Annotated in this window: 32 protein-coding genes and 1 pseudogene; 19 read left to right on the top strand and 14 right to left on the bottom strand. The window is 62.3% G+C overall.

Annotation, left to right across the window (positions count from 1 at the left end; translation table 11 throughout):
* Positions 1-5: 5 nt before the first annotated feature.
* Complete coding sequence (locus NKH78_RS20525; RefSeq protein WP_352738104.1) at positions 6-1025, top strand: P1 family peptidase; 1020 nt, start codon at positions 6-8, stop codon at positions 1023-1025.
* A 47-nt stretch (positions 1026-1072) separates the two neighbouring features.
* Here the strand turns inward: NKH78_RS20525 and NKH78_RS20530 are convergent.
* A pseudogene (locus NKH78_RS20530) lies at positions 1073-1327 on the bottom strand (DUF2171 domain-containing protein).
* A gap of 245 nt (positions 1328-1572) precedes the next feature.
* Here NKH78_RS20530 and NKH78_RS20535 point away from each other — a divergent pair.
* From NKH78_RS20535 to NKH78_RS20550, 4 genes are read left to right on the top strand one after another with little or no spacing between them, the layout of a single operon-like run.
* Positions 1573-2298, top strand: a complete 726-nt coding sequence (locus NKH78_RS20535; protein ID WP_352738056.1) for a DUF2259 domain-containing protein — start codon at positions 1573-1575, stop codon at positions 2296-2298.
* Between the two features lie 11 nt (positions 2299-2309).
* A complete protein-coding gene (locus tag NKH78_RS20540) occupies positions 2310-2810 on the top strand; it encodes a hypothetical protein (protein ID WP_352738054.1) in 501 nt (166 codons plus the stop codon).
* A gap of 58 nt (positions 2811-2868) precedes the next feature.
* Positions 2869-4176, top strand: a complete 1308-nt coding sequence (gene purB, locus NKH78_RS20545) for an adenylosuccinate lyase (RefSeq protein WP_352477371.1) — start codon at positions 2869-2871, stop codon at positions 4174-4176.
* Positions 4176-4748, top strand: coding sequence for an RBBP9/YdeN family alpha/beta hydrolase (locus NKH78_RS20550; protein WP_254817654.1), 573 nt, complete (start codon positions 4176-4178; stop codon positions 4746-4748). The genes purB and NKH78_RS20550 overlap by 1 nt, the downstream gene beginning before the upstream one ends.
* 5 nt (positions 4749-4753) lie before the next feature.
* Here NKH78_RS20550 and NKH78_RS20555 read toward each other — a convergent pair whose 3' ends face one another.
* Positions 4754-5566 (bottom strand): VOC family protein, encoded by an 813-nt coding sequence (locus NKH78_RS20555; protein WP_352738052.1) that lies wholly within the window; start codon positions 5564-5566, stop codon positions 4754-4756.
* Positions 5567-5837: 271 nt separating this feature from the next.
* Here NKH78_RS20555 and NKH78_RS20560 point away from each other — a divergent pair, with 271 nt between their 5' ends.
* Entirely contained in the window at positions 5838-6386 is a 549-nt protein-coding gene (locus NKH78_RS20560; protein WP_352477510.1) for an RBBP9/YdeN family alpha/beta hydrolase, read from the top strand.
* Here the strand turns inward: NKH78_RS20560 and NKH78_RS20565 are convergent.
* Together NKH78_RS20565 and NKH78_RS20570 are read right to left on the bottom strand one after the other, a co-directional pair.
* On the bottom strand, positions 6383-7156 hold the full coding sequence (locus NKH78_RS20565; RefSeq protein WP_352738050.1) for an HpcH/HpaI aldolase family protein: 774 nt from the start codon (positions 7154-7156) through the stop codon (positions 6383-6385). The two genes, NKH78_RS20560 and NKH78_RS20565, sit on opposite strands and share 4 nt — an antisense overlap.
* Positions 7157-7274: 118 nt before the next feature.
* Positions 7275-7595 carry a DUF1476 domain-containing protein gene (locus tag NKH78_RS20570; protein ID WP_352506423.1) on the bottom strand — a complete coding sequence of 107 codons (321 nt, stop codon included), beginning with the start codon at positions 7593-7595 and terminating at the stop codon, positions 7275-7277.
* A 270-nt stretch (positions 7596-7865) separates the two neighbouring features.
* Between NKH78_RS20570 and purC the strand changes: the two genes are divergently transcribed.
* Genes purC through NKH78_RS20600 form a run of 6 tightly spaced genes read left to right on the top strand, consistent with a single transcriptional unit; the run spans position 7866 to position 11369 of the window.
* Positions 7866-8660 (top strand): phosphoribosylaminoimidazolesuccinocarboxamide synthase, encoded by a 795-nt coding sequence (gene purC / locus NKH78_RS20575; protein ID WP_023674725.1) that lies wholly within the window; start codon positions 7866-7868, stop codon positions 8658-8660.
* Positions 8661-8700: 40 nt separating this feature from the next.
* A complete protein-coding gene (gene purS, locus NKH78_RS20580; protein WP_352477508.1) occupies positions 8701-8943 on the top strand; it encodes a phosphoribosylformylglycinamidine synthase subunit PurS in 243 nt (80 codons plus the stop codon).
* Position 8944: 1 nt separating this feature from the next.
* Positions 8945-9613, top strand: coding sequence for a phosphoribosylformylglycinamidine synthase subunit PurQ (purQ, locus tag NKH78_RS20585; RefSeq protein ID WP_352738048.1), 669 nt, complete (start codon positions 8945-8947; stop codon positions 9611-9613).
* Between the two features lie 31 nt (positions 9614-9644).
* Positions 9645-10310: a glutathione S-transferase family protein gene (locus NKH78_RS20590; protein ID WP_352738045.1), complete on the top strand. Its 666-nt coding sequence runs from the start codon at positions 9645-9647 to the stop codon at positions 10308-10310.
* Between the two features lie 2 nt (positions 10311-10312).
* Positions 10313-10723, top strand: a complete 411-nt coding sequence (locus NKH78_RS20595) for a hypothetical protein (RefSeq protein ID WP_352738043.1) — start codon at positions 10313-10315, stop codon at positions 10721-10723.
* Between the two features lie 4 nt (positions 10724-10727).
* Positions 10728-11369, top strand: coding sequence for a Pr6Pr family membrane protein (locus tag NKH78_RS20600; protein WP_352738041.1), 642 nt, complete (start codon positions 10728-10730; stop codon positions 11367-11369).
* Between the two features lie 14 nt (positions 11370-11383).
* Here the strand turns inward: NKH78_RS20600 and NKH78_RS20605 are convergent, their stop codons facing one another.
* On the bottom strand, positions 11384-11629 hold the full coding sequence (locus NKH78_RS20605; protein ID WP_352738039.1) for a DUF1127 domain-containing protein: 246 nt from the start codon (positions 11627-11629) through the stop codon (positions 11384-11386).
* Positions 11630-11721: 92 nt separating this feature from the next.
* Between NKH78_RS20605 and NKH78_RS20610 the strand changes: the two genes are divergently transcribed.
* The 3 genes from NKH78_RS20610 (at position 11722) to NKH78_RS20620 (ending at position 15841) form a co-directional block, all read left to right on the top strand.
* A complete protein-coding gene (locus tag NKH78_RS20610) occupies positions 11722-13134 on the top strand; it encodes an aminotransferase-like domain-containing protein (protein WP_352506428.1) in 1413 nt (470 codons plus the stop codon).
* 149 nt (positions 13135-13283) lie between these two features.
* A complete protein-coding gene (gene purL / locus NKH78_RS20615; protein WP_352738037.1) occupies positions 13284-15521 on the top strand; it encodes a phosphoribosylformylglycinamidine synthase subunit PurL in 2238 nt (745 codons plus the stop codon).
* An 86-nt stretch (positions 15522-15607) separates the two neighbouring features.
* Positions 15608-15841, top strand: a complete 234-nt coding sequence (locus NKH78_RS20620; RefSeq protein ID WP_023798252.1) for a BolA/IbaG family iron-sulfur metabolism protein — start codon at positions 15608-15610, stop codon at positions 15839-15841.
* 12 nt (positions 15842-15853) lie between these two features.
* Here NKH78_RS20620 and NKH78_RS20625 read toward each other — a convergent pair whose 3' ends face one another.
* Positions 15854-16660, bottom strand: coding sequence for a phosphodiester glycosidase family protein (locus NKH78_RS20625; RefSeq protein ID WP_352883660.1), 807 nt, complete (start codon positions 16658-16660; stop codon positions 15854-15856).
* Positions 16661-16823: 163 nt separating this feature from the next.
* Here NKH78_RS20625 and grxD point away from each other — a divergent pair, with 163 nt between their 5' ends.
* Together grxD and NKH78_RS20635 are read left to right on the top strand one after the other, a co-directional pair.
* Positions 16824-17159: a Grx4 family monothiol glutaredoxin gene (gene grxD, locus NKH78_RS20630; protein WP_023674712.1), complete on the top strand. Its 336-nt coding sequence runs from the start codon at positions 16824-16826 to the stop codon at positions 17157-17159.
* A gap of 205 nt (positions 17160-17364) precedes the next feature.
* Complete coding sequence (locus NKH78_RS20635) at positions 17365-18564, top strand: multidrug effflux MFS transporter (protein WP_502899823.1); 1200 nt, start codon at positions 17365-17367, stop codon at positions 18562-18564.
* A gap of 18 nt (positions 18565-18582) precedes the next feature.
* Here the strand turns inward: NKH78_RS20635 and NKH78_RS20640 are convergent, their stop codons facing one another.
* The 4 genes from NKH78_RS20640 to rpsD all read right to left on the bottom strand — a co-directional run bounded on the left by NKH78_RS20640 (position 18583) and on the right by rpsD (position 21514).
* Positions 18583-18990 carry a UCP034077 family protein gene (locus NKH78_RS20640; RefSeq protein WP_352883662.1) on the bottom strand — a complete coding sequence of 136 codons (408 nt, stop codon included), beginning with the start codon at positions 18988-18990 and terminating at the stop codon, positions 18583-18585.
* Between the two features lie 49 nt (positions 18991-19039).
* Positions 19040-19867 carry an inositol monophosphatase family protein gene (locus tag NKH78_RS20645; RefSeq protein ID WP_352738030.1) on the bottom strand — a complete coding sequence of 276 codons (828 nt, stop codon included), beginning with the start codon at positions 19865-19867 and terminating at the stop codon, positions 19040-19042.
* Entirely contained in the window at positions 19857-20744 is an 888-nt protein-coding gene (ttcA, locus tag NKH78_RS20650) for a tRNA 2-thiocytidine(32) synthetase TtcA (protein ID WP_352738028.1), read from the bottom strand. Before ttcA ends, NKH78_RS20645 begins: the two co-directional genes overlap by 11 nt.
* Before the next feature lie 152 nt (positions 20745-20896).
* Positions 20897-21514: a 30S ribosomal protein S4 gene (gene rpsD, locus NKH78_RS20655; protein WP_352883665.1), complete on the bottom strand. Its 618-nt coding sequence runs from the start codon at positions 21512-21514 to the stop codon at positions 20897-20899.
* 380 nt (positions 21515-21894) lie between these two features.
* Between rpsD and NKH78_RS20660 the strand changes: the two genes are divergently transcribed.
* Positions 21895-22101 carry a hypothetical protein gene (locus NKH78_RS20660; RefSeq protein ID WP_352881125.1) on the top strand — a complete coding sequence of 69 codons (207 nt, stop codon included), beginning with the start codon at positions 21895-21897 and terminating at the stop codon, positions 22099-22101.
* Between the two features lie 90 nt (positions 22102-22191).
* Here the strand turns inward: NKH78_RS20660 and NKH78_RS20665 are convergent, their stop codons facing one another.
* The 4 genes from NKH78_RS20665 to NKH78_RS20680 all read right to left on the bottom strand — a co-directional run bounded on the left by NKH78_RS20665 (position 22192) and on the right by NKH78_RS20680 (position 25018).
* Positions 22192-22380, bottom strand: coding sequence for a DUF3008 family protein (locus tag NKH78_RS20665; protein WP_023674705.1), 189 nt, complete (start codon positions 22378-22380; stop codon positions 22192-22194).
* A 76-nt stretch (positions 22381-22456) separates the two neighbouring features.
* Positions 22457-23269 (bottom strand): glutamate racemase, encoded by an 813-nt coding sequence (murI, locus tag NKH78_RS20670; RefSeq protein ID WP_352477507.1) that lies wholly within the window; start codon positions 23267-23269, stop codon positions 22457-22459.
* Between the two features lie 159 nt (positions 23270-23428).
* Positions 23429-24106, bottom strand: a complete 678-nt coding sequence (locus NKH78_RS20675) for a hypothetical protein (RefSeq protein ID WP_352804918.1) — start codon at positions 24104-24106, stop codon at positions 23429-23431.
* Positions 24107-24151: 45 nt separating this feature from the next.
* Complete coding sequence (locus NKH78_RS20680) at positions 24152-25018, bottom strand: RNA methyltransferase (protein ID WP_352883668.1); 867 nt, start codon at positions 25016-25018, stop codon at positions 24152-24154.
* 206 nt (positions 25019-25224) lie between these two features.
* Between NKH78_RS20680 and NKH78_RS20685 the strand changes: the two genes are divergently transcribed.
* Entirely contained in the window at positions 25225-26436 is a 1212-nt protein-coding gene (locus tag NKH78_RS20685) for an NADP-dependent isocitrate dehydrogenase (RefSeq protein WP_352477351.1), read from the top strand.
* The last annotated feature ends 3 nt before the right edge of the window (positions 26437-26439 follow it).

Here is a 26439-nt window from a genome sequence, read left to right on the forward strand (position 1 = left end):
CGGGGATGTTCCGTACGGGTCCGCGCAATCTCATCACCGACGTCGCCGGCCTGCGTGTCGGCAATGCGGCGAATGCGAAGCTGAAATCCGGCATGACCACCGTCATCTGCGACGAACCGGCCGTGGCCGGCGTGCAAATCCTGGGCGGTGCGCCAGGCACCCGCGAAACCGACCTGCTCGAGCCGCACAATTCGATCCACGCCATCCATGCCGTGGTGCTTTCGGGCGGCTCGGCTTTTGGCCTCGACGCCGCGTCAGGGGTGCAGGCGGCCTTGCGCGAAAGAGGCATCGGCGTCGAGGTCGGCGGCTTTCGGGTGCCGATCGTGCCGGCGGCGATCCTGTTCGACCTGCGCAATGGCGGCGACAAGGATTGGGGCCGGTATCCGCCTTACCGCGACCTTGGCTACGAAGCTGCGCAAGCCGCCGCGATCGACTTTGCGCTCGGCACTGCCGGCGCAGGTAGTGGGGCTTTGAGCTCCGGCCTGAAGGGCGGGCTCGGCTCGGCCTCGACAGTGCTGGACAGCGGCGTCACCATCGGCGCGCTCGCCGCCGTCAACCCGACGGGCTCGGTGACGGTCGCCGGGACCCGCCATTTCTGGGCGGCGCCGTTCGAGATCGGCGACGAGTTCGGCGGCTTAGGCTTTCCCCACCCAATGCCTGACGATGCCAGAAAGATCCTGCTGAAGTTCCGTGACAAGCATGCCGCAGAGCAGGCGGAAACCGGCGCCAATACGACCATCGCCGTGATCGCCACCGACGCGGTACTCACGAAGGCCGCCGCCAAACGCCTGGCGATATCAGCGCATGACGGCTTTGTCCGTGCCATTTGGCCGACGCACACGCCCGCAGACGGCGATCTGGTCTTCGCGCTGGCAACGGGCAAGAGCGGCATCGAGCTCAGGCCCAACGATGCGATCGATCTCTACGCCGCCGCCGGCGCCACGATGGCGCGCGCCATCAGCCGCGGCGTCTTTGCCGCGACGCCGGCCGAGGGCGATCTGTTCCCGGTCTGGTCGTCGCGCTGACCGCGCAGGGCTCATTCGGATTTGCCATAACCGGACTGGACTTATGATCAAGTGGGGTCGGATTTTTCTTCCTCGAACGTGACCGCAACGTCGGAGTTTGCCGACAGCCGCACCTTTTGGCCCTCGACCTCGGCGACAAGGCTGAGAGGAATGAAGTGGTGATGACCCCTGTGAGCGCCCTCACCGCTGTCGCGCTTGGTCAGCTAGATGCGATCTCCGTCAACTTTGTCGACGGTACCGACATGGACCCCGTCGGCGCCGATCACTTCCATACGTTCGCGAATCTTGGCTGCATCTGTCATGGGGGTCTCCCTTATAGCGCCGCGCGCTTTTGAACGCGCAAAGGACGCTCTAAAACATTTTGAATCAATGCACCGTCCCTTCCGAAATCGATCCTGATTTTCGGAAGGCACGATGCGGTGAAGCTGCCGACAATAACAAACGACAGCCGGATTGGATGCATCGACTTTGTGTTTCAGTCAGCACGATCTTTTGACGGCATCGTGATAGGAATTTAACGGCGTCCACCGCCTGAATGGAATTCCCCATGCGAAATCTTGCTCTGTTTGCCGTCTGCCTGCTTGCCCAGCTTGCAACTTTGGCCGCCGCCCACGCAGGCGATGTCGCCGAGCCTGAGATCCTCGGCTTCAGCCGCGATGGCGGGGTCTTTGCCTTCGAGGAATACGGCGTCCAGGACGGATCGGGATTTCCCTATGCAAACCGCTATTATATCGACACGGCCGACGACAGTTTCCTGAAGGGCTCGCCGATCCGTGTCCGGCTCGACGACGAGAATGCCGCGGTGGACGCGGCGCGGCTGCAGGCCCGGCAAAAGGGCGAAGCGATCGTCAGTCAAGCGGAACTGAAGGCAAATCGCGGCATCACCGCCGGCTTCAACCCGGTGACCGAGCTTTCTGCCGATCCCTTCCGCATGGTGGTCAATCCGCGCCCGATCTTTTCGCCGGTCGACGAGCCGCTCGAGTTCCGGCTCGACCAGATCGGCATGAATGACACCGAGCGCTGCCAGAGCCAGGGCGAGATCAATGGCTTTCGCCTGCTGCGCATCGAGGCGAAGGACGGCGGTCAGACGAGCATTATTCACGAGGACAAATCGATCCCGCAAAGCAGAGGCTGTCCGAATGGCTACCAGATCGGCGCGGTTCAGACATTTTCACTGGATAGCCTCAGCGCCTATGCCGTGCTGATCGCAGTGCGCCAATACGGGTTCGAGGGGCCGGACTATCGCTGGATCGCGGTAACCGGTCGCCTGTGACGTTCCCCGCCATGCGCTATCGCGCCCTGTATCGTCTCCGCCGCGCTCTGCCGTCGCTGCGCACGGCATTTGCCGGTGCCTTGCTGTGGGCCATGGCGATGGGCGCCAGCGCGCTGCTCAATCTGCTACAGTACAATTGGGAGACCCCGGCAAAGATCCGCTTCGTCTCGCTGCTTTATGCAGCCGGCGGTGCGCTCGCTTTCCCGATTGGGCTGTTCCTGGCGCGGCTCGTCTCGCTCGGACGCCACTGGGAGATCGCCCTCGCCGCCGCCTTCGTCTGCCTTCTCGCAGCGACGATTGTCGTCACCGGCGGCCTCTTTGGGCTGCAATACCGCTCCTACTATGTCCAATGGCATGCGCCCGCGTTCACCATCACCTGGGTTTTCCAGTTCGTGTTCACGATGTTGACGGCACTCTACCAGTTCGTCGTCCTTGGCATCCGGCTGTATTTTCCGCTCGGTTTCATTGCGCTCGCTGTCGCCAGTGTCTGGTTTGCGCGCCAGCAACGTTGAGCATTTTGCCTGCCTCTGTTAGGACCGGGCAAATGCTCTCGCAAGTCAGGACCGACTGATGATCCCTCGCTACTCCCGGCCGGAAATGGTGGCCATCTGGTCGCCCGAAACCCGGTTCCGCATCTGGTTCGAGATCGAGGCCTACGCCTGCGACGCATTGGCCGAGCTCGGCGTCATCCCGAAGGAGGCCGCCAAGACCATCTGGGAGAAAGGCGGGGCGGCGAAATTCGACGTCGAAGCGATCGACGAGATCGAGCGCGTCACCAAGCATGACGTCATCGCCTTCCTCACCCATCTTGCCGAATTCGTCGGCCCGGATGCCCGCTTCATCCACCAGGGCATGACATCCTCCGACGTTCTCGACACCTGTTTTGCCGTGCAACTCACCCGGGCCAGCGATATCCTCCTGGCCGACATTGACGGGCTGCTTGCGGCGCTCAAGCGCCGCGCCTTCGAGCACAAGGATACGATTACCATCGGCCGCAGCCACGGCATCCATGCCGAGCCGACCACGTTTGGCGTCAAGCTGGCGCAGGCCTACGCCGAATTCTCGCGTTGCCGCGAGAGGCTGGTGCACGCACGCGAGGACATCGCCACCTGCGCCATCTCCGGTGCGGTCGGCACCTTTGCCAATATCGACCCATATGTCGAAGAATACGTGGCCAAGAAACTCGGACTGAAGCCGGAGCCGGTGTCGACGCAGGTGATCCCGCGCGACCGCCACGCGATGTTCTTCGCCACGCTCGGCGTGATCGCCTCGTCGATCGAGCGGCTGGCGATCGAGGTGCGCCATCTGCAGCGCACGGAGGTACTCGAAGCAGAAGAGTACTTTTCACCCGGCCAGAAGGGTTCGTCGGCGATGCCGCACAAGCGCAACCCGGTGCTGACCGAGAACCTAACCGGCCTTGCCCGCATGGTGCGCTCGTTCGCATTGCCGGCGATGGAGAATGTGGCGCTGTGGCACGAGCGCGACATCTCGCATTCCTCGGTCGAGCGCATGATCGGGCCCGACGCGACGGTGACGCTCGATTTCGCGCTCTCACGGCTGACCAGCGTTGTCGACAAACTGCTCGTTTACCCCGACAACATGCTGAAGAACATGAACAAATTCCGTGGCCTTGTGCATTCGCAGCGCGTGCTGCTGGCGCTGACGCAAGCTGGCGTTTCGCGCGAGGACGCCTACCGGCTGGTGCAGCGCAACGCGATGAAGGTGTGGGAGCAAGGCGCTGATTTTCTTGAGGAACTTTTGGCCGACAAGGACGTTGTCGCTGCCCTGCCCGAGGCCGAGATCCGCGAGAAATTCGACTTGGGCTATCATACCAAGCACGTCGATACGATCTTTAGCCGAGTGTTTGGAGAGGCCTGATGATTTCGTCAGCCGGAGATTTCGATTTCCTTGCCCTGCCCGGGCGCGGCAACTCCGGGCCAGATCATTGGATGTCGCATTGGTGCCGGGTGTTCCCCAATTCGAGCCGCGTGCTGCAGGCCGAGTGGGACCGGCCTAAGCCCGGGGACTGGATCGGCCAGGTGGATGCGGCGGTGGCCGCCGCACCGCGCCGCGTCGTGCTACTTGCGCATTCGCTGGCGGTGGCGACGGCGGTGAAGTGGGCTGCTAGTGCCAGTCAAAGCCAACTCGACAAGGTCGCGGCGGCATTCCTGGTTGCCGCGACCAATGTCGAGGATACCGATCCCTCATTCGACGCGGTGCGCCCGTTCGCGCCGATGCCGCTGAAGCGCCTGCCCTTCCCGGCATTGGTGGTGGCGAGCCGCAGTGACCCGCGCGTCACTTTCGACAAGGCGACCGCTTTTGCCGCAGCCTGGGGCGCGGATATCGCCGATGCCGGCGATCTCGGCCATATGGGAAACGAGGCCGGCCTCGGCCTGTGGCCGGCGGGCCTGCTGATGCTTGGCCGCTTGCTTGAAAAGGCGAAGCTCTAACCGAACTACGCCTTGCCGGGAACGGTCCTGATCACCGTGCCCCACGGATCCTCGCGGGTCGTTGCATCAGCCACATTGTCCGAACGCATCTCGACCCAGGCCAAGCCGGAGCGGGCGGGATCGCGGCGGCCGGCACCCGCGCTCTGCCACGCATTTGCGCCAATGTGGTGATGATAGCCGCCGGACGACAAGAACACCGCCGCGCCACCGTATTTTGCCACGGTGTCGAAACCGAACTCCTGATGCCACCATGCTTCGGCTTCTTCCGGTCGGCCGACCCGCAGATGGACGTGGCCGATAATGCTGTTTTCCGGCGCGCCCTGCCAGCCGACATCACCGGCCGGCACTTCGGCAATGACCGACGGAATGTTCAGCCGCTCCGTCGCCATCGCGATCTTGTCGCCATTCCATTTCCAATCCTGGGGGCGGCGGTCGGCATAGATCTCGATGCCGTTGCCTTCCGGGTCGGTAAGATAAAGCGCCTCGCTGACCAGATGATCGGACGCGCCCTCGATGCCAATCTTGCCGGCGATGGCGTGGTTGATCCAGCGGCCGAGATCGACCCGGCTAGGGAGCAGGAAGGCGGTGTGGAAAAGACCGGCGCTGCGCGCGTCATCGGGTTTCGCAGCCGGATCCGCTTCGATGTCGAGCAAAGGGCGATTGACTGCGCCGAGCGTAATCGTGCCGCCGGCGCGGCTCAGTTCCTGCAAACCGACGACTTTGCGATAGTAGGCAGCGAGATTTTCTGCATCGCGCGCCCGTAAGCCGACGCGGGCAACGCTGACCGGGGTCGTTGCGGCAAAAGGCAGTTCGCTCATCAAAGTGCTCCGTTCAGCCGGCGCTCGACAAGCTTCCAAGGGAGGAACCCGGCGCCATCAATCATTCTACGCCGTGTCCGTGCCAAAATCTCGGAACAGCCATTCTTTCCTGGCGACAGATCGTCGATCGGTATCGTTCACACAAGAGCGCAAGAAGCGAACAAGGTGTTCACAATAGCGAGCAGACCGGGCTCATGAGAGGTGCGTTTGCATGTCGCTAATGAGTTTATACCCGGTTGCACCCGACAGCGCCTCTCGCTACATGCGCGCCATGAAAGTCAGGGAAGCAGATATTCTCATCGTGCCGGGCTACACCAATTCCGGCCCCGATCATTGGCAGAGCCGCTGGCAGTCGAAACTATCGACAGCGCGCCGCGTCGAACAGACGGAATGGTCGAAACCGGTGCGCGAGGATTGGACGGCCGGTGTCGCCAAGGCGGTTAACGAGGCCGAGCGGCCGGTCGTCATTGTCGCTCACTCGCTTGGCGTCGCCGCGGTCATCCAGGCATTGTCTCGGTTCGAGCGACCGGTCGCCGGCGCTTTCTTCGTGGCGCCGCCCGATGTCGCCAATCCAAAGATAAAGCCGAGGCACCTGATGACCTTCGGTCCCTATCCGCGCGATCCTCTGCCATTTCCGTCGGTGGTGATCGCCAGCCGCAACGACCCGTTCTGCGCCTTTGGCGTCGCCGAGGACATTGCCGCGGCCTGGGGCTCGCTGTTCATCGACGCCGGCGATGCCGGTCATCTCAACGCGGATTCCGGCTTCGGCCCCTGGCCCGAAGGTTCGATGACGTTCGCGAAATTCCTGACGGATCTCTAGGAAGCGATCGAATCCCTGACGCTGCTCAGCAGGGTCTTTGCCCCAAGCGAAATCAGCGAATGCTCCGAACCCATCGCCAGCAGCCGGTAACCCATCGACACCACGCGACCGGCAATGGCCGGTTCCATTACGTAGATCGCCGCATGCTTGCCGGCCTTGCGGGTGCGCTCGGCGATCGAGGCGACGGTCTCCATCATGCTCTCCAGCGTCGAGCTGACGGTGGTCCCCTTCGACCAGGCGATCGAGAAATCCGACGGGCCGAGGAAGATCCCGTCGATACCCGGCGTGTCGAGGATGCCGTCGAGTGCAGCAAGCGCGGCGCGCGTTTCGACCATGGCGAACGCCATGGTGCGCTGGTTGCTGTCGCGCAGCCAGTCGGCATGATCGCCCTTGCCATGGCGCGGAAAGGCATAGGTGGGGCCCCAGGAGCGCTCGCCGAGCGGCGGGTATTTCATGGCGGCGGCAAACAGCCTTGCGTCCGCCACTGAATTCACCATCGGCGCAATCACAGCCTCGGCGCCGAAGTCGAGCGCGCGGCTGGCCATGTCGAAGCGGCCGACCGGGATGCGCACCAAAGCCGGCTTGTTGGCGGCCAGCACCGGCAGAAGCCCGCGCAGCACGCTGTCCTCGTGATGGCCACCATGCTGCATGTCGAGCGTAACCGCGTCGAATCCTTGTCTGGCCAGTATCTCGACCGTCAAAGCATCCGGCACGCCTGACCATGCGGTGAACAGTGTCTCGTCGGCCGCAAGGCGTGACTTCAGGGACATTGGCGATTTCCTCTTTGGTTGCAACAATTCAGCCGGAAATGACCGCAAAGGCAAAGAAAAACCGCCCGGTTGGGCCGAGCGGTCGATTGGTCCAGCATTCGATCGGTATCGAGAAGGATCAGGTGTTCTTGATCTGCTCGATCGCCTGCGCCATCAATTCATCCATGGTGCGGCGGATCTGATGGTCCGACTGCTCAATGCCGGCCGCATCGAAATCCTTGCGTATCTTGCGGAAAACGTCGTGATCGCCGGCTTCCTCAATGTCGCTGACGACCACTTCCCTGGCATAAGCGTCGGCATCGGTGCCTGACTTGCCGAGCTTTTCGGCAGCCCACAGGCCGAGCGCTCTGTTGCGGCGTGCCGCGGCCTTGAACCGAAGTTCCTCGTCGAATGCGAATTTGCGCTCAAAGCCCTCTTCGCGGTCTTTCATGCTGCTCATGGCATCCCTCCGTGAAATCCGATTCGTCGTGCCAATATGTGTTGCCGGAGCACAAACCAAAAGGGCGCCGGCCGGTCAATATGCTACATTGGTTGCTGCGCTGCGGCATTTCGGTCCCCGAAAGCGGTTGATTGAAAGGATTTGCCGATTGAGCAAACAGTGCGATTGGGATAGACACCGGCATTGAACCCCACCGTCGCCATCTTATTTTAGGCAGACGGACAGGAACTGGTCGCTTGCCGCCTGCCCGCAAATCCAGAGAAAAATCAGATGAAAAATCGCCGCCGCATTTATGAAGGCAAGGCCAAGATCCTTTATGAGGGACCGGAGCCTGGCACGCTGATCCAGTTCTTCAAGGACGACGCTACCGCTTTCAACAAGAAGAAGCATGAAATCGTCGATGGCAAAGGCGTGCTCAACAACCGCATTTCCGAGCACATCTTCAATCATCTCAACCGGATGGGCATTCCGACCCACTTCATCCGCCGGCTCAACATGCGCGAGCAGCTGATCAAGGAAGTCGAGATCATTCCACTCGAAGTGGTGGTGCGCAACGTCGCCGCCGGCTCGCTGGCCAAGCGTCTCGGCATCGAGGAAGGCACCGTGCTGCCGCGCTCGATCATCGAATTCTATTACAAGGCCGATGCGCTCGACGATCCGATGGTCTCGGAAGAGCACATCACCGCCTTCGGCTGGGCGAGCCCGCAGGAGATCGACGATGTCATGGCGCTGGCCATTCGCGTCAACGACTTCCTTTCCGGACTGTTCATGGGCGTCGGCATCCAGCTCGTCGATTTCAAAATCGAATGCGGCCGCCTGTTCGAAGGCGATATGATGCGCATCGTCGTCGCCGACGAGATTTCGCCGGATTCCTGCCGGCTGTGGGATGTGGCGACGCAGGACAAGCTCGACAAGGATCGCTTCCGCCGCGACATGGGCGGGCTGGTCGAAGCCTATCAGGAAGTTGCCCGCCGCCTCGGCATCATGAACGAGAACGAACCGCCGCGTCCGGCCGGGCCGGTGCTGGTCGCATCGACCGACGGCGTCAAAGGCAAGCCGCACTGACGGCTTGCCCGCTCAACAGGTGAACAGGAGCATGTCCAGCGTGATCAAGGCCCGCATTACCGTAACCCTCAAGAACGGCGTGCTAGACCCACAAGGCAAGGCAATCGAGCATGCGCTGTCCGCAATGGGTTTCGGCGGCGTCGGCCAGGTGCGGCAAGGCAAGGTTTTCGATGTCGAGCTTGCCGAGGGCGACAGGGCCAAGGCCGAGGCCGATCTGAAAGCCATGTGCGACAAGCTTCTGGCGAATACGGTGATTGAGAATTACGCGGTGGAGATCGCCTGAGGTGAAATCAGCCGTCGTCCTGCTCCCCGGCCTCAATCGCGACCGCGACATGATCGCGGCGCTGACCAAGATTTCCGGCACGCCGCCGGTCACCGTCTGGCAGACGGACACCGAAATTCCCGATGTCGACCTGATCGCCATTCCCGGCGGCTTTTCCTTTGGCGATTATCTGCGCTGCGGCGCCATTGCCGCGCGCATGCCGGTAATGCGGGCTGTCGCCGAAAAGGCAGCCAAGGGCGTCACGGTCATCGGCGTCTGCAATGGCTTCCAGATCCTGGTCGAGGCCGGCCTGCTGCCGGGCGCTTTGATGCGCAACGCCTCGCTGAAATTCGTCTGCCGCCAGGTGAAGCTGCAGATCGCCAATGCCAACACGATGTTCACCCGCCGCTACCAGCCGGGCCAGATCATCCGCGCACCGGTAGCGCACCATGACGGCAATTATTTTGCCGACGCCGAAACTTTGGCCCGCCTCGAAGGCGAAGGCCAGGTGGTGTTCCGCTATGCCGAAGGCACCAATCCAAACGGCTCGATCAACGACATTGCCGGCATCGTCAACGGCCGCGGCAACGTGCTCGGCCTGATGCCGCATCCCGAAAACCTGATCGAAGCGGCGCATGGCGGCAGCGACGGCCGGGCGCTGTTCGAAGGCGCCTTGGGCATCGCCGCTTGATGCCTTCAATTTTCCTCCTGGAGCGACGGTCATGAAACTCTATTCGCGGCCGTTGTCGCCCTATTCGTCGATCGTGCGGGCGCTGGCCTACATCAAGAACGTGCCGCTCAAGGTCATTGCACCGCCGCCTGGGTTTCCCATCCCCGAGGCATTTCGTGCCATCTCGCCGCTGAACCGGATTCCGGTGCTGATCACCGGCTCGGGCGAAACGATCGTCGAATCGGTGGTGATTGCCGAATATCTGGAGGAGCGCTTTCCCGAGCCAGCGCTGCTGCCCAAGGATTCGAAGGACCGGGCACTGGTGCGCATGTTCGCCCGCATCACCGACCTTGACGTGCTCGCCCCCACGATGAAGCTGTTCGAGCTCTATTTCGTGCCGCAGCGCAACGAGGCGGAGATCAACGCACAGTTCGCCCGATTGCATCACGGGCTTGCGGCAATCGAAGCCCGCATGGCGCATGGCCCGTTTGCACTCGGCGACGACATCTCATTCGCCGATGCGTGGCTGACGCCGACCCGCTTCGTCTTCAACAATTTCAGGGCGACGATCGGCCGCCCCGACCTGCTTGATGCCTATCCGAAATTCGATGCCTATGAGCAAATCGCCTTGCAGCATCCGGCGCTGTCGCGCGTCTGGGGTGAGATGACAGACGGTCTGAAGATCTTTCTGTCCGAACTCGAGATGGGCGCCGCTTGACCATGAGACCGACGACCACGCGCCTCGCCATCGCCACTGCCGCCGGGCTTGCACTCGCCTCCTGCCAGTCAAGCCCGAAGAGCACGCCGGCGCCGGCGAGCAAGAGCGCGTCACTGCTTGCCATGGAGCAGGTGGCAATAGCTGCCCACAAATGTTGGATCGCCAGCAAGGACCCTGCGTTCAAATCCTATCAGATGGCCAACGAGTTGAATTCGTTCAGCGGCACGCCGCGCTTCCTGCTGGTGCCGGCCAAACACTATGGCGGAAAGCCGTTGCTGGTCGTGCAGGCGCAAGGCAATTCGAGCCGCGTCGACGTGTTCGGCCCATTGACGGCGGAACCGCTCGGCGCCCGCATCGGCTCGGACATTGCCCGCTGGCAGGCGGGCAATCCGGCCTGTGGCGCTGCTGCCTAGCCCAATGGGTCGCTTGCTGCAGATCACCGGTCTGGTCGTCGGCCTAGCCGGGCTCGTCCTGCAGCTCTGCATCACCGTCCCGGCATCAATGGAAGCCGGCCGCGGCTTTGTCGGCTCGCTGGTCTTCTATTTCAGCTTCTTCACCATCCTGACCAATATCGGCGCGGTGCTCGTCCATGCCTCGTTGCTGTCGTCAACGGGTTATGCCTGGTTTCCGGCTTTTGCCGCCCCACGGATGCGGGCGGGCGTAGCCGTCGCCATAACGCTGGTTCTCATCGTTTATGCAACGGTCTTGGCGCAGCTTTGGCAGCCGCGAGGGCTGTTCCTGCTCTGCGATGTGCTCCTGCACTATGTGACGCCGGTGTTGTTCGTGCTGTGGTGGCTTGTGGCGGGCGCCGACGGCTCGACGCGGTGGCGTGACATCTCCTGGTGGATGATCTATCCGATCGCGTATCTGGCCTATGTACTGGCGCGGGCGCCAATATCGGGCGAAGTGCCCTACCCGTTCCTCAATGTCGCCAAGAACGGCGCGACGAGCGTCGCCGTCTCGGCCGTGGCCATCACGGGGCTTTTTCTCGTGCTATGTATTGTGGCGGTGCTTGTGGACCGCGGCGTCGCGCGGCTCAGGACGGCGAGCGTCCGCTGAAGCGCTCGAACGCATCAGTCCCAGAACGGCCTCAGACCTTCACGATGGGCATCGCAGCGCGAGATACCGATGTCCTTGAGCTGATCGTCGGTCATCTCGAGCAGGACCAGCCGACTGCGCCGGCGCTCCAGCAGACCATCGATCCATCGGACGAATGACGTGACCACTTGCACGATCCGGCGAACATAGGATCTCCGGCCCGACGAGCGGCTTCCGGTCAATTCAACTGCCGCGTAGCGGATTGTCTCTATTGTACCCATTGTCTTTCTGCCAAGATTGCAATTGTGCCTTTCGTGCGGCCCGCTTCGTATGTATTGACTCCCATTTCGGTGCAATGTAAAAAATTGTCACCATGACAACTTGGCTTCCGGACCTGACCGCCCGCACCGGCCCGCTCTATCAGCGGCTTGCCGATTCCATCGAGACGGACATCGACCGCGGCCTGATCGGTGCAGGGGCAAAGCTGCCGCCGCAGCGCGATCTGGCATACGACATCGGCACGACCGTCGGCACGGTCGGCAGGGCCTATCAATTGCTGCGCGAGCGGGGACTGGTCAGCGGCGAGGTCGGCCGCGGAACCTATGTTATCGCTCAACAGTCGGAGAGCGCAAAGCCGGATTTCCTGGGGCCGGTCGAACAAGGCACACGCTATATGGATGCGCCCGGCGACAAGCTGCGCTTCGATAGCACGGCCGCACCGGATGTCGGCCAGGGTGCCATCGTCGCCGACGTGTTGACACGCACGGCGCAAGACCATCCGCATGAGATTTCAAGCTATACTCGTGATTTCCCGGACCGCTGGTTGGAAGCGGGCAGACGCTGGCTGTCGCGCAATTCCTATCGCCCGGCGGCGGATGCAATCGTTCCCACGCTCGGCACCCACGCCGCGGTGATGGCAACCATTGCGGGACTCACCGCCCCCGGCGACTACGTCGTCTTCGAGCACCTCACCTATTCGCAGATCTCCCGCAGTGCCGGCCTGATCGGTCGCCGGACCGCACTGGTGGCGGCTGACGACGAGGGCATAGATCCCCAGGATTTCGAGCGCGTCTGCGCACAAAAGCATCCGAAGATGATTTTTTTGATGCCGACGGCGAAGAACCCGACGCTGACAACGCTGTCGGCATCGCGCCGCGAAGCAATCGCGCATGTCGCCCGTCAATATAACGTCGTCCTGATCGAGGACGATCTCTATGGCGGACTGACCGATGACCCAACGCCTTTAATGGCCGAATATGCTCCCGAACGGACCATCGTTGCCGGCGGCCTGTCGAAATCGGTCGCGGCGGGTGTTCGCGGCGGTTGGCTCGCTTGCCCGCCGGCCTACCGTCACCGCATCCGGGTCGCCCATAAGATGATGACGGGCGGCCTGCCCTTTCTGCTGGCGGAAGTGGGCAGCCGGCTGGTGCTGTCCGGTCAGGCCGCCGAGATGCGCAAGCGCAGCATTGCCGAGATCGGTGCGCGCATCGCGATCGTGCGCGAGACACTCGACGGCTTCGACTTCAAAGCGCTGGACAATGTGCCGTTCGTCTGGCTCACTTTGCCCGACCCGTGGCTTTCCGGCACTTTCAAACAGGCTTGCCTAGAACATGGCGTGCTCATCGATGACGAGGATGAGTTCAAGGCAGGGCGTTCCGAACAGGCCTTTCACGGCGTGCGGTTTGGCATCTCGCAGCCGCGACAGCGGGACGATATCGCGCACGGCGTCGCGGTGATCCGGCGGCTTCTGGACGAGGGCCGCGCCGGCTACGACAGCTTTTCCTGAACCGGCTTGAACCCGGCGGGTCGAGTGGCGATCTTTCGCTACTTGCCGTCAGCTGTTGCTTTCCATCGTTTTAGTCATCCGACGGGGGTGTATCGGCTGCAAAGCTTGCGATAAGACGGGACTCGATCCCAAGGACACAATTGCCGATCATGACCATTTCCAATTCCGTGCCGATCACTCCTGAACTCATTGCCGCGCACGGGCTGAAGCCCGACGAGTACCAGCGCATCCTCGACCTGGTCGGGCGCGAACCGAGCTTTACCGAACTTGGTATTTTTTCGGCGATGTGGAACGAGCATTGTTCCTACAAATCCTCGAAGAAGTGGCTGCGCACGCTGCCGACCACCGGGCCGCAAGTCATCCAGGGCCCGGGTGAGAATGCCGGTGTGGTCGACATCGGCGACGGCGACTGCGTCGTCTTCAAGATGGAGAGCCATAACCACCCCTCCTACATCGAGCCTTATCAGGGAGCTGCGACCGGGGTCGGTGGCATCCTGCGCGATGTCTTCACCATGGGCGCGCGGCCGATCGCGGCGATGAACGCGCTGCGCTTCGGCGCGCCGGATCATCCCAAGACAAGGCACCTCGTTGCCGGCGTCGTTTCCGGCGTCGGCGGCTATGGCAATTCCTTCGGCGTGCCGACGGTCGGCGGCGAGGTCAATTTCGACGCCCGCTACAATGGCAACATCCTGGTCAATGCGTTTGCCGCGGGTCTCGCGAAGACAGACGCAATCTTTCTGTCCGAGGCCAAGGGCGTCGGCCTGCCAGTCGTCTATCTCGGCGCCAAGACCGGGCGCGACGGCGTCGGCGGCGCCACCATGGCTTCGGCTGAGTTCGACGATAAGATCGACGAGAAGCGCCCCACCGTGCAGGTTGGCGATCCGTTCACCGAAAAATGCCTGCTCGAAGCCTGCCTCGAACTGATGGCGTCCGGCGCCGTTATCGCCATCCAGGATATGGGTGCGGCCGGCCTCACCTGCTCGGCGGTCGAGATGGGCGCCAAGGGCGACCTCGGCATCGAGCTCGATCTCGACAAGGTGCCGGTGCGTGAAGAGCGCATGAGCGCCTATGAGATGATGCTTTCGGAGAGCCAGGAGCGCATGCTGATGGTGCTGCGCCCCGAAAAGGAAAAACAGGCCGAGGCGATCTTCCACAAATGGGGCCTCGACTTTGCCATCGTCGGCAGAACCACCGACGATCTGCGCTTCCGCGTGCTGCACCAGGGCGATGAGGTCGCCAACCTGCCGATCAAGGATCTCGGCGACCAGGCGCCGGAATATGACCGTCCCTGGGTCGAACCGAAGAAGCCGGCGCCGCTGGCCGGCGATGCACCTCAAGCCGATGTGGCCGACGCACTGCTCAAGCTGTTGGGGGGACCGGACCTTTCCTCGCGCCGCTGGGTGTGGGAGCAGTACGACACGCTGATCCAGGGCAATTCCCTGCAGCTTCCCGGCGGCGACGCCGGTGTCGTGCGCGTCGATGGCCACCCGACCAAGGCGCTCGCCTTCTCCTCCGACGTGACGCCGCGCTATTGCGAGGCGGACCCTTACGAGGGCGGCAAACAGGCCGTTGCCGAATGCTGGCGCAATCTTACCGCCACCGGCGCTCTGCCGCTCGCGGCCACCGACAACCTCAATTTCGGCAATCCGGAACGGCCGGAGATCATGGGCCAGCTGGTTGGTGCCGTGAAAGGCATCGGCGATGCCTGCCGGGCGCTTGGCTTTCCGATCGTCTCCGGCAACGTCTCCCTCTACAATGAGACCAACGGCCAAGGCATCCTGCCGACACCAACCATCGGCGGCGTCGGGCTGATTGCCGACTGGTCGAAAATGGTGCGGATCGGCTTTGCCGCCGAAGGCCAGATGATCGTGCTGGTCGGCGCGCCGACCATGTGGGGCACGCATCTTGGCCAGTCCGCCTACATGCGCGACATCCATGACCGCGCCGACGGCCCGCCGCCGCCGGTCGATCTCGACCACGAGAAGCGGGTCGGCGACCATGTGCGGGCGCTGATCGGCTCCGGTGTCGTTACCGCGGCGCATGACGTTTCCGACGGCGGCATAGCGGTGGCGCTGGCCGAGATGGCGATGGCCTCCGGCATCGGCGCGACCATTCCCGGCCTGATCGGTACGGATCCGATCCCCGTCTGGTTCGGCGAGGATCAGGGCCGCTACCTGCTGACGCTGTCGATCGATCCGCAGAGCGAGGAATGGGACGCCATTCGCGAACAACAAAGCAGACTCGGCATTTTTGCACCGTGGATCGGCTCGACCGGCGGCAGCGAATTGAAGCTGGGCGAGGCGCGTGCGATACCGGTCAGCGAATTGACCGCCGCCCACGAATCCTGGTTCCCTCGCTTCATGGCAAATGAGGTCGTGGACCCGTGATGTGATCAAGCGGGGCCGTTTCGGTGTGGTTCATCCGCCTTTTCGACCATATCTATGAGATCACGACCTGAACAAGGAATCCTCATATGGCAATGGACGCCCACGACATCGAACGGCTGATCAAGGAAGGCATTCCGGACGCCAAGGTGACCATTCGCGACCTGGCCGGCGACGGCGACCATTATGCGGCTGAGGTGGTGGCCGAAAGCTTTCGCGGCAAAAGCCGCGTCCAGCAGCACCAGATGGTCTATGACGCGCTGAAGGGCAACATGGGCGGCGTACTGCACGCGCTTGCACTGCAGACCAGCGTGCCGGAGTGAGCTCTCTTGCAGTTACCGGCTCGCAAGCTTCTTACCGGTCACGGCAATGATCGGCCCCGCCGGATACTTTCCACCAACAATCATCCGCTCGCCGTTCGACAGCGCCGAAACGGCCCCGTCGAAGAAAAGCGCGTTGGGGCAATCGAGCGCGTCTCGAAACAGTCGCGCGAAGCTGCCGAGGCTGACCTCAGAGCGCGAGATCGCCAGCACGACGGTGTTTTGGTCACGCACGCCGACGCCATTGCGGATATAGCGCGATGTGCCGTTTTGCTCGAAGCGGGGATGAAGCCGGCCGTCGATCACCAGCATCGGGCCGGATTGCGTGGCAAACATCACGTCCAGTCTGGTCGCAGCAAAGGCGCTTGTCTCCATGACCGCCGCCTTGCCGTCCTTCCGGACCAGGAAGACGCCATTCGGTTTCAGGAAGAAATTGCCTTCGCTGTCGGCGCCGTTGATCGGCGCCTTCTCCCGGCCGTCTTCGACGAGAAGGCCGACCGGAGTCAGGTCTTGGTGATACATGCCGGCGTTCATGGCGAGCAGCACCGGCCGGCCCTGATCCGCCATCGCCCTGTCGAATTTGTCCAGTGAACCGAAAGCCTTGCCGTCAAGGTCTGCGTGGAACACACCGATGTCATAGTGGCGCAGATCGATTTCGCAGACGACATAGGTGACCGCCTCGAAGCTCGCGTCGCGGCACGGCGCCGGTAATTCACCGCCGACGACGAGAGATGGCTGTCTCGGCGACCTGGCCCACCAGATCAAGGACAGTGCGGCGAACAGAACGGCGAGGAGGAACCCGGCGAGATATCGTCTTTTCATCGCGCCTCGGGAAAGATGGTGGCCAACGCTCTTGGCCCAAGATCAGACGTTCCTTTGCGCCATTTGCATGGCAAGGCGGCAAACATCTTGTTTCGCGCAACCCATGGGTTTATTTGAAGGGTAATGTTCGAGCCTGACTCCCACAGGCATGAAAGGGTATTCCATGAGCGGCATCAACGACTACATCGACAATGAAGTGAAGGGCAACGACGTCGTTCTCTTCATGAAGGGCACGCCCGGCTTCCCGCAATGCGGATTTTCCGGCCAGGTCGTGCAGATCCTCGACTATATCGGCGCCGACTATAAGGGCGTCGACGTGCTGACGTCGGCCGAACTGCGGCAAGGCATCAAGGACTATTCCAACTGGCCGACCATCCCGCAGCTCTACGTCAAGGGCGAGTTCGTCGGCGGCTGCGACATCATCCGCGAGATGTTCCAGGCGGGCGAATTGCAGACCTTCCTCGTCGAAAAGGGCGTCAGCGTCAAAGGCGCCGCCTAACTTCTGTTTCTCGTATGACCTTCCGCCTGCGATTTTCGGGGGTCATGCGCTAAGCGCCGGGGCAGCCCCACCTTGGCAAAAAGTTCTGCCCGCTATCGGGCAATCAACGAATGGATGCGTCGGCCAGCCGGCGCATTTTCGTTTGAGGATCGGACTGGCCGTGGATCAGCAAGCGCAAGCGCAGCAAAAGGCAAGCACCTTGCCCATACCGCGCTGGGAATTCATTGCGCTGTGCGCGGCGCTGATGGCGCTCAATTCGCTGGCCATCGACATTATTTTGCCGGCGCTGCAGCAGATCGGCGCTTCGCTTGGCGTCGAAAACGAAAACCACCGGCAATATGTTGTCACCGCCTATATCCTTGGCTTTGGCGGCGGACAGCTGTTCTTCGGGCCGATCTCGGACCGCTTCGGGCGCCGCGCGCCGCTTGTCGCAGGGCTGGTGATCTACGTCGTGGCGGCCGGCGCTGCGGCAATCGCCCCGTCATTCGCCACGCTTCTGCTATGCCGGGCGGTGCAAGGCATCGGCGCGGCGGCGACGCGCGTCATTGCCGTCTCGATCGTGCGCGATACGTTCGACGGAAGGCGCATGGCCGAAGTCATGTCCTTGATCTTCATGGTGTTCATGGCCATTCCGGTGGTGGCGCCCGGTATCGGCCAGTTCATCATGCTGTTTGCGACCTGGCATGTGATCTTCGTCACCATGGCAGCCGGCGCGCTGATCGTGTCCGCCTGGTCGCTGCTGCGCCTGCCCGAGACACTACACCCCGAATATCGCCGGCCGCTGACGCTGTCCTCCATCATCGGCGGCTTCCGCATCGTTCTCACCAACCGCATCGCGCTCTGCTACGCCTTTGCCAGCACCTTCATCTTCGGCGCCATGTTCGGCTTCATCGCCTCGGCCCAGCAAATCTATGTCAGCGTATTCAATGTCGGCGAGATGTTCCCCGTCATCTTCGCGGGGGTTGCCGGCGTACTTGCTTTTTCGAATTACCTCAACTCGCGCCTCGTCGGCCGCATCGGCATGCGCCGCCTGTCGCAAAGCGCGTTGCTGCTGTTTCTGGCCATCAGCCTTGCCTGGCTGGTCGTTTCCATCGAAATAAAGATGCCGCTCTGGCTCTTCATTACCTTCTTTGCCTGCGCCATGGTCCCGTTCGGCGCGCTGGGCGCGAACTTCAACGCGCTCGCCATGGAGCCGCTGGGTCACCTGGCCGGCACTGCATCGTCGATCCTTGGGTTCATGCAGACATTTCTTGGCGGCATTCTCGGCACGCTGATCGGCCAAGCCTTCAACGGCACGGTGACGCCGCTGGCCGCCGGGTTCTGCAGCGTGTCGGTGGCGGCGCTGCTGATGATCCTGCTGGCCGAGCGCGGCAGACTGTTCCAGCCGCATAACCCGCCGGTTTAATGCACATTGCGCGTGCGCCTAGGATGCACCCTCACTGACCGCGGTGAAGCGAGGGAACAGCGTACGTCCTGCGATTGCTCCCCCCATACTGTCCGAAACGGGCAGTGGAAGAGCCTTGTCGAGCGCCTCGAGGACGGAAGCCACGAAGGCCCGATTGAGCGGACCATCGTCCCCTAGATGGGAGTAAGTGGCGCGCGGCTTGCCGATAGGCGTGCCGTTTCGGCGAATTGAGAACTGCAGCGTCAGGGTCATGCCCGCGGTTCCGGGCGGCGGCTTCCAACAGGCGAAGATCGCGGAGAACATCTCGTCTATGGTGTCGACGGAGTCGGGACTGCGACATGCGCGTTCCCCAGCGCTTGCTTCATTGACACCGGCAACCAAGGCAAGGGCAAAGGCCGTTGCAACAATTGCGGACCGAGGTTTCATTCGAGGTCTCCGGTTTCGCACAGGATTGGACAACTTTGGCAGCGAAGAGTTATTCCGCCCAGAGCTCGCGGCGCAGCTCCCGCCAGCTCTCCCGGTCCGGCGCGACCAGCAGGCCACCTCCGACATGCGACGGCAGATAGGCGCTGCCGTCGAAGCGCGCGGCATGGCCGCCCGCCTCCGCATGGATCAGCACGCCAGGCAGGTGATCCCAGGGCATCAGCTTGTTGTAGACGACGAAATGGCCGTGGCCGCTGGCCAGCAGGCGGTATTCGTGGGCGGCGCAGCGATAATTGAACTGCGATAGCGACTTGGTCTGGTTGCGCGCCAAACGTGAGCGGTCCGGCTCGGGCACGTAGTGCCATGAGACCGCACCGGTCATTTCCGACATCGGCGCCGGTTTGGCGACATGGACCTTTTCCAGATTGCCATGGGCATGGCGGATATGGCTGCCGGCGCCACTAACGCCGATCAGCCAATCCTTGCCGACGGGATCGTGGATGATGCCGGCGACCGTCTCGCCCTTGACCACGACGCCAAGCATGACGCCGAAAAGCGGCACGCCGGAGGCGAAGTTGAAGGTGCCGTCGACCGGGTCGATGACGAAGGCGAGTTCGGCATCGCCGAGACCGTCGAGCAGCGTCGGGTCGTCGGAGCAGGCCTCCTCGCCGACGATCATTGCGTGGGGATAACGCTGGCGCAGCCTGGCGGTGATGAGCCGTTCGGCATTGACGTCGGCCTCGGTGACGAGATCGGCGGCCGAGGTCTTGCGACGGACGTCGCCCTCGCTCAACCGGCGAAAGCGCGGCATGATCTCGGCGACGGCGGCTTCCGACAGAAGGTCGGCAAGCCAGTCGATCGCGCTATCGTCAAATGTCATCGGGACGCCTGGTGGTGAGGGTTTCGTTGAGGGCGGCGAAATCGAACAGCTTCCTGTCGAGCAGATGCGAACGCCGCACATTGGTCATGGCGCGGATCATCGTGTCCTTGCGGCCAGGCATGCGCTTCTCGATGTCGTCGAGCATCGCCTTCATGGCGTTGCGCTGCAGGCCTTCCTGGCTACCGCACAGATCGCACGGAATGATCGGGAATTTCATGGCGCCGGCGAATTTCTCGAGATCGGCTTCCGCACAATAGGCGAGCGGCCGCAGCACCATGACATCGCCTTCGTCGTTGAGCAGCTTCGGCGGCATGGCGGCAAGGCGTCCGCCATGGAACAGGTTCATGAAGAAGGTTTCCAGTATGTCCTCGCGGTGATGACCGAGCACCAGCGCCGAGCAGCCCTCCTCGCGGGCAATGCGATAGAGATGGCCGCGCCGTAGCCGCGAGCACAGCGAGCAATAGGTGCTGCCCTCGGCCAGCTTGTCGGTGACCACCGAATAGGTGTCCTGATATTCGATGCGATGCGGAATGGCATGGCTGTCGAGATAGTCGGGCAATATGTGCTTGGGAAAGTTCGGCTGGCCCTGGTCGAGATTGCAGGCCAACAGCTCGACCGGCAGCAGCCCGCGCCATTTGAGATCGAGCAGCACGGCAAGCAGGCCGTAGGAATCCTTGCCGCCCGACAGAGCGATCAGCCAACGGTCGCCGGGCCTCACCATGGCGAAATCGTCGATCGCCTGGCGGGCAAGCCGCAACAGCCGCTTGCGCAGCTTGTTGAACTCGACGGAGGACGGCACATCGGCAAACAGCGGATGAAAGCCGCCTTCGGTGTCGGCGACCGGTTCGAGTGTTTCGGCGTCTGGCAGCATATTCATGGCGCGTCCGCCCCAAGATCCTGTTGCCGCCCGCAGTAGCGCATCGGACCGAAAACCGAAATCGATTTCGGAATCACGCCGCGGAAAAGGAACGAAAAAAGAAAGGCCGCCTCGACGGGCGGCCTTCGATTGTATCGCGACGAACGCGCCGATCAGCGCGAATAGAACTCGACGACCAGGTTCGGTTCCATCTGCACGGCAAACGGAACGTCCGCCAGGCCGGGGATGCGCGTGAAGGCCGCGGTCATCTTGTTGTGATCGGCCTCGATATAATCGGGCACGTCGCGCTCGGCCAGGCCCACCGATTCCAGCACGATGACCAGCTGCTTCGACTTCTCGCGCACTTCGATGACATCGCCCGGCTTGCAGCGGTACGAGCCGATGTTGACGCGCTTGCCATTGACGTTGACGTGGCCGTGATTGACGAACTGGCGCGCCGCAAAGATGGTCGGCACGAATTTGGAGCGGTAGACGACGGCGTCGAGGCGCGATTCGAGCAGGCCGATCAGGTTCTCCGAGGTGTCGCCCTTGCGGCGGTCCGCCTCTTCATAGACCTTGCGGAACTGCTTCTCCGAAACGTCGCCATAGTGGCCCTTCAGCTTCTGCTTGGCGCGCAGCTGCAGGCCGAAATCGGAAAGCTTGCCCTTGCGGCGCTGGCCATGCTGGCCGGGGCCGTATTCACGCTTGTTGACCGGGGACTTCGGGCGGCCCCAGATGTTTTCGCCAAGACGGCGGTCGATCTTGTACTTCGCGGATTCGCGCTTGCTCATCGCATTCCCTTTCAAAACAACACACCCGGAACCTTATGGTCCGTGTGAAGGAAACGCGCCCTCCTCTGGCCTCCGTTTTCGAGACCTGACAGGGTTTTCCACGCAACGCGACGGAAAACCCACGGGACACGTCATTTCAAACAAGACATAGGGAAAGTAAAACCGGCTTCCCAAACGTCTTGCACACATAAAGAAAACCACCGGGCATTGCGGCCCGGTGTTGGTGGGCTGGTTAAACGGAGATTTAACCGCTGTCAAGCTTCTGGCTGGCGCGAGTCGCCGAACCGGATAGTGTTACGGTTGTGGAACGTGCCGGATGTGGCGGGAGGTTGCGCCAGCGGCATCAGGAAGGGACTGAAGTCAGAGGAGCAGGAATTCGCATGAAGAAGTTCTTCCTTACGTTGGTAGGAGCCGCGGTGATGGCCGGCACGATGGCGGTTGTGCCCGAGCCAGCGCAGGCCCGGCATTGGCATGGGCACAGGCATCACCAGATCTGCCGCATCGTGGTCAAGAAGAAGGTGGTGTGGCGCCACGGTCATCGCAAGGTCATCCGCTACAAAGTGCGGCGCTGCGGCTGGAACTGGTAATTTTCGCCCTCGCCCGTTGAGACTTCATGGCCCGCGGCTCAGCCGCGGGCCTTTTGTTGGCCGGCATCCGCTGCCAGAATGGTCAGTCGATCAGTGCTTCGACTTCTTTTCCGGCAGGCCCTTGCGCTTGGTCTCGGCGAATTCCTCGAGCTGTTTTTCGCTCATGGATTTATACATTCCCTTCGACGCGCCTTTGAGCGCGCCCTTCTTGGTCTCGCCGCGCTTGGCTGACAATGCCGCGCCGGCCGCTTTCTGCTGGGCTTTTGAGGTGGCTGGCATGATGGTTTCTCCCGTTTCCGATGAGAGGAAAACGCATTGTCTGGTGTGATGTTCCCAAAGCGAAAATTGCTTGCGGTCAGGATATCGCCAGGCCAAATCCCTGCATCAGCCGGCGCGTCGGAAAATCGGCGCTGTTCGAGGTGAAGAACGCAAGGTCGGCCCCTTCCGGCAGTGCCTCTCTGCGATAAGCGGCCTCGGTATCGGCAAGCAGCGACAGCGCGCGGCGTGCGATCGCCTCGGCCGGGTCGAGCCAGTCGACCGGCCAAGGTGCTGTCTTGCGCATGCGGTTGGCCAAAAAAGGATAATGGGTGCAGGCAAGCACGACGATGTCGGTGCGCAGCCCGTCATGCTCAACGAAGCACGGCGCGATCTCGGCGCGCACGGCGTCCTCGTCGACAAAACCATCGCGCATATAGGCTTCGGCCAATCCAGCCAGCCTGTCGCTGCCGACCAGGCGGACGTGGCATTTCTGCGCCCACTTGCTGATCAGGTCGCGCGTGTACTGGCGCTTGACGGTGCCGGGCGTCGCCAGCACCGAAACCAGGCCTGAGCGCGTGCGTTCCGCCGCCGGCTTGATGGCCGGCACGGTGCCGACGAAAGGGTGGCCGGGAAACCGCTCGCGCAACGCATCAATGACCAGTGTCGAGGCGGTGTTGCAGGCGATGACCGAAATGGCCGGCGAAAACCGTTCGAGCAGCCTGGCGAACAACTCCAGAATATGTGTTCTCAGCGCCGTTTCCTCCCAGGCGCCGAAGGGGAACGCCGCGTCGTCGGCGACATAGATGAAGCGGCGGTCAGGCATCAGGACGCGCGCCTCACGCAGCACGGTGAGGCCGCCAATGCCGGAATCGAACATCAGGATCGGACGGGCGCTCGACGGATCGGTCATGGTCATTGAGTCACTAAGGGCTGGGAATCACTAAGGGCTGGGGAATTACAAAACGAGATCACGAGAGAAGGCCGGCCTATGCATTTTGCTTCGGCCAATGATGCTTTGTCCCGGCCGCTTCTATGTGGAACCATCATGGCCTTGATGCGGCGAGACGGGTCACACAAGGCCCCGCTTGCCGAAGCCGCCGGCCCGCGGCCGGCCGGTTGCCGGAGATGCAGGTTGAGATGCAGCATGGTTCGACGGCACCGGCGCGGCGCGCATGGCGTAGGCTGGAGCCAGGGCCGTCACGCCCGCGGCTGACGCTGAACGGGGCGCCGCGGTGCGGCGCAGCGGCCCGGGCGGGTCGAAATCGTCGAAACTCAGGGATGATGCCATATCCGAAGAGCCACCGCCCGCCGGCTTGGCCGCCAAGATAACGGCCCACAGCCCGACAAGAGCTAATCCCAGCAGGTTAAGGCCGGAATGCGAATCTTCGCCGTCGAATTTTACGACAAGAACAGTGCCGGCCTGCAGAATCGCAAACAGGGTCGAGAACACGATATACGACCAAAGGATCCAACCCGACCCTTGCGCGTCGCGGCTTCGACGCCAGGCGAAATTCGCGCGCAACAGAACGATCACCAGCGAGGCGACGAGAACGGCCGCGGCCAGACCTTCCCTGGAAGGACCTGGTTTCGAATTGGCCAAGCCCTCGATACCGATGGTCAGCACGACACACAGCACAAAGGTCGCGATTTCCGCAACCAGCAGACCCACGGAATAGAAGAAAAAGCGAAGACGACCGATATTTGAGCTAAACATCCGAGATCCATCGTTTCGAAAACCATGGATCAAACCAAATAAAATTCGGTTACTGGTAAGACGCTTGCATTTGCGCGCCTAGTCTTTGTCTTTCGCCCTCGCAGCGCGTGCCGCAGCCGCCGGGAGCCGCCTTGGATCGTCGCCGGGCGATCCATCGCCGCGCGGCATGGCCGGCGAGAACCTGTCCAGCGATGATATTATTCCGCGCAGCACCTTGAGCTCCGGCTCGGCGAAGCCGGGGCGGGTCAGCACTGCGCGCAAATTGTCGACCATCTTCGGCTTCTTCGCTGCCGGGCGGAAATAGCCGCGCGCCTCCAGTGCACCTTCCAGATACGCAAACAGGCCGTGCAATTCTTCCTTGGCAGCCGGCGGCATTTCAGGGCCGGAAAAGTTGGTCATGGTCTCGTTTTCCAGGCCGGACTTCATCCATTCATAGGACATCAGCAGGGCCGCCTGGGCGATGTTGAGCGAGGAGAAGGCTGGATCGACGGGGAAGGTGACGATCTCGTCGGCAAGGCCGACCTCGTCATTATAGAGGCCGAAGCGCTCGCGGCCGAACAGGATGCCGGTGCGCTGGCCGGCCCGCTGCCGCGCCCGCAGCGCCCTGCCCGCCTCGACCGGACCGCGCACCGGCTTGAAATTGTCGCGCGCGCGCGCCGTGGTGGCGAAGACGAAGTTCAAATCGCCGACCGCCGAGGCCAGGTCGTCGAACACCGTGACGGCATCGATGACGTGGTCGGCGCGGCTTGCGGCGGCACGCGCCTTGTCGCTCGGCCAGCCGTCGCGCGGATTGACGAGCCGCAGCTCGGCAAGGCCGAAATTGGCCATGGCGCGCGCAACCATGCCGATATTCTCGCCGAGCTGCGGCTCGACCAGGATGATCGCCGGTCCGGACGCAGGCGTTCCGGAGGCAAGAGGGGTGTCGGGATCCTGGGTAGCGGCCATGGTTGTCAGTGAACTGCTGTTTGCGGCATTTCGCAGTCCCCTGCCACATTTGGCGGCGAAAATGAAGCTTTGGCAAACAATGCCGGCACTACGGCGCGGTTCGCCGTTTGCGCGGCCAAAAAGCCTTTGATATACGGGCCGCATCCCAGGGCCGGCAGCCGTGCGGGCAAGGCCGTTCCGTTCCCCAAAAGCGAGGCATTCTTTCCATGGCGAAGATCAAGGTGGCGAACCCGGTCGTCGAACTCGACGGCGACGAGATGACCCGCATCATCTGGCAGTTCATCAAGGACAAGCTGATCCACCCTTATCTCGACCTCAAGCTCGAATATTACGACCTCGGCATAGAGCACCGCGACGCCACCAACGACCAGGTGACCATCGATTCGGCGAACGCCATCAAGAAATACGGCGTCGGCGTGAAATGCGCGACGATCACACCCGACGAGCAGCGCGTCGAGGAATTCAAGCTGAAGAAGATGTGGAAGTCGCCGAACGGCACCATCCGCAACATCCTCGGCGGCACCATCTTCCGCGAGCCGATCATCATGAAGAACGTGCCGCGGCTGGTGCCCGGCTGGACCAAGCCGATCATCGTCGGCCGCCACGCCTTCGGCGACCAGTACCGCGCCACCGACTTCCGCTTTCCCGGCAAGGGCAAGCTGACGATCAAATTCGTCGGCGAGGACGGCCAGGTGATCGAGCACGATGTGTTCGACGCACCCAGCGCCGGCGTCGCCATGGCCATGTACAATCTCGACGAATCTATCCGCGAATTCGCCCGCGCCTCGCTGAACTATGGCCTGCTGCGTAATTACCCCGTCTACCTCTCGACCAAGAACACAATCCTCAAGGCTTATGACGGCCGCTTCAAGGACATCTTCCAGGAGGTCTACGAGGCTGAGTTCGAAGCCGAATTCAAGGCGAAGAAGCTCTGGTACGAGCACCGGCTGATCGACGACATGGTGGCCTCCAGCCTGAAATGGTCGGGCGGCTATGTCTGGGCCTGCAAGAACTATGACGGCGACGTTCAGTCCGACACGGTGGCGCAAGGCTTCGGCTCGCTCGGCCTGATGACCTCGGTGCTGATGACGCCGGACGGCAAGACCGTCGAGGCGGAAGCCGCGCACGGCACCGTTACCCGCCACTATCGCCAGCACCAGAAGGGCGAGGAGACCTCGACCAATTCGATCGCCTCGATCTTCGCCTGGACGCGCGGCCTCGCGCATCGTGCCAAGCTCGACGACAATGCCGAACTGAAGCGCTTTGCCGAGACCCTGGAAAGGGTCTGCATCCAGACGGTCGAGTCCGGCTTCATGACAAAGGATCTGTCGCTGCTGATCGGCCCCGACCAGCCATGGCTTTCGACCACCGGCTTCCTCGACAAGATCGACGAGAATTTGCAGAAGGCGATGGCCTGAGCC

This window comes from Mesorhizobium sp. M0910, from assembly GCF_040319465.1.
In the GTDB taxonomy this organism is placed as follows: domain Bacteria; phylum Pseudomonadota; class Alphaproteobacteria; order Rhizobiales; family Rhizobiaceae; genus Mesorhizobium.

Coding starts and splice junctions, on each gene's coding strand:
- NKH78_RS20525 (WP_352738104.1), top strand. CDS start 6: ATGTTCCGTACGGGTCCGCGCAATCTCATCACCGACGTCGCCGGCCTG.
- NKH78_RS20535 (WP_352738056.1), top strand. CDS start 1,573: ATGCGAAATCTTGCTCTGTTTGCCGTCTGCCTGCTTGCCCAGCTTGCA.
- NKH78_RS20540 (WP_352738054.1), top strand. CDS start 2,310: ATGCGCTATCGCGCCCTGTATCGTCTCCGCCGCGCTCTGCCGTCGCTG.
- purB (WP_352477371.1), top strand. CDS start 2,869: ATGATCCCTCGCTACTCCCGGCCGGAAATGGTGGCCATCTGGTCGCCC.
- NKH78_RS20550 (WP_254817654.1), top strand. CDS start 4,176: ATGATTTCGTCAGCCGGAGATTTCGATTTCCTTGCCCTGCCCGGGCGC.
- NKH78_RS20555 (WP_352738052.1), bottom strand. CDS start 5,566: ATGAGCGAACTGCCTTTTGCCGCAACGACCCCGGTCAGCGTTGCCCGC.
- NKH78_RS20560 (WP_352477510.1), top strand. CDS start 5,838: ATGAAAGTCAGGGAAGCAGATATTCTCATCGTGCCGGGCTACACCAAT.
- NKH78_RS20565 (WP_352738050.1), bottom strand. CDS start 7,156: ATGTCCCTGAAGTCACGCCTTGCGGCCGACGAGACACTGTTCACCGCA.
- NKH78_RS20570 (WP_352506423.1), bottom strand. CDS start 7,595: ATGAGCAGCATGAAAGACCGCGAAGAGGGCTTTGAGCGCAAATTCGCA.
- purC (WP_023674725.1), top strand. CDS start 7,866: ATGAAAAATCGCCGCCGCATTTATGAAGGCAAGGCCAAGATCCTTTAT.
- NKH78_RS20590 (WP_352738045.1), top strand. CDS start 9,645: ATGAAACTCTATTCGCGGCCGTTGTCGCCCTATTCGTCGATCGTGCGG.
- NKH78_RS20595 (WP_352738043.1), top strand. CDS start 10,313: ATGAGACCGACGACCACGCGCCTCGCCATCGCCACTGCCGCCGGGCTT.
- NKH78_RS20600 (WP_352738041.1), top strand. CDS start 10,728: ATGGGTCGCTTGCTGCAGATCACCGGTCTGGTCGTCGGCCTAGCCGGG.
- NKH78_RS20605 (WP_352738039.1), bottom strand. CDS start 11,629: ATGGGTACAATAGAGACAATCCGCTACGCGGCAGTTGAATTGACCGGA.
- NKH78_RS20610 (WP_352506428.1), top strand. CDS start 11,722: ATGACAACTTGGCTTCCGGACCTGACCGCCCGCACCGGCCCGCTCTAT.
- purL (WP_352738037.1), top strand. CDS start 13,284: ATGACCATTTCCAATTCCGTGCCGATCACTCCTGAACTCATTGCCGCG.
- NKH78_RS20620 (WP_023798252.1), top strand. CDS start 15,608: ATGGCAATGGACGCCCACGACATCGAACGGCTGATCAAGGAAGGCATT.
- NKH78_RS20625 (WP_352883660.1), bottom strand. CDS start 16,660: ATGAAAAGACGATATCTCGCCGGGTTCCTCCTCGCCGTTCTGTTCGCC.
- grxD (WP_023674712.1), top strand. CDS start 16,824: ATGAGCGGCATCAACGACTACATCGACAATGAAGTGAAGGGCAACGAC.
- NKH78_RS20640 (WP_352883662.1), bottom strand. CDS start 18,990: ATGAAACCTCGGTCCGCAATTGTTGCAACGGCCTTTGCCCTTGCCTTG.
- NKH78_RS20645 (WP_352738030.1), bottom strand. CDS start 19,867: ATGACATTTGACGATAGCGCGATCGACTGGCTTGCCGACCTTCTGTCG.
- ttcA (WP_352738028.1), bottom strand. CDS start 20,744: ATGAATATGCTGCCAGACGCCGAAACACTCGAACCGGTCGCCGACACC.
- rpsD (WP_352883665.1), bottom strand. CDS start 21,514: ATGAGCAAGCGCGAATCCGCGAAGTACAAGATCGACCGCCGTCTTGGC.
- NKH78_RS20660 (WP_352881125.1), top strand. CDS start 21,895: ATGAAGAAGTTCTTCCTTACGTTGGTAGGAGCCGCGGTGATGGCCGGC.
- NKH78_RS20665 (WP_023674705.1), bottom strand. CDS start 22,380: ATGCCAGCCACCTCAAAAGCCCAGCAGAAAGCGGCCGGCGCGGCATTG.
- murI (WP_352477507.1), bottom strand. CDS start 23,269: ATGACCGATCCGTCGAGCGCCCGTCCGATCCTGATGTTCGATTCCGGC.
- NKH78_RS20680 (WP_352883668.1), bottom strand. CDS start 25,018: ATGGCCGCTACCCAGGATCCCGACACCCCTCTTGCCTCCGGAACGCCT.
- NKH78_RS20685 (WP_352477351.1), top strand. CDS start 25,225: ATGGCGAAGATCAAGGTGGCGAACCCGGTCGTCGAACTCGACGGCGAC.